This is a genomic window from Calothrix rhizosoleniae SC01 (genome assembly GCF_900185595.1).
GTDB lineage: Bacteria > Cyanobacteriota > Cyanobacteriia > Cyanobacteriales > Nostocaceae > Calothrix_A > Calothrix_A rhizosoleniae.
Map to the genome: position 1 here is coordinate 1 of NZ_FYBH01000431.1, position 632 is coordinate 632.

Annotated in this window: 1 pseudogene; it reads left to right on the plus strand. The window is 38.3% G+C overall.

The features are described 5' to 3' along the window. Positions 1–177: 177 nt before the first annotated feature. Positions 178–632: pseudogene (locus tag CALSC_RS25010) on the plus strand (murein transglycosylase); the annotation flags it as partial.

A 632-nucleotide genomic window follows, 5' to 3' on the forward strand; every position in this document is an offset into this window, starting at 1 on the left:
GAGAGGTTTTTAGTAAGCTTTTAGACTTTTCAAACATCCTCTAAGACTGGGTTTAGTGGGTTATGCCCCCTGGCTATTGATAAAAGTATTTATAAGTTAATTCGTGTTCTGATTATATATACAACGCCTACACCATCAATTTTGGAAAAATATAGTTAACTGCCCTCGCTTGCTGTTGTGAAACACAAATTTACTCCTGTTATCCTTAGTCTATCCGTAGCGCCTTTAATTTTTTTTATACCATTACAGCCTTTGGGACATTTGGCACTAAATCCTCCAGAATGTAGGGTACAAAAATGGTATTTACCAGCTTCTAGTTCTCCTCAAACAACCAAAGATAAATCAACGCAAACAAAAACATCTCCTCCACCCCTAATACCTATTACCAAACATCCATTTACTTGTTGTGAAGCAGATACTTCTTGCACAGATCAGCAAATTTTCGGAGAAGAAGGGGATAAAAAAGCACTGTTAACAGCAGTTAATCGCAGTTTGCAATATTTACAAACCCCTAGGGCGGTTCGGACTTATGCCAGGTATAGAGTACCAGAAATTAGCCGCGATCGCGTACAAAAAAGTTTAATCAGATTCCGGCAACTTCTGTTAAAGTCTCAATCTGCCCAGGAATTAAG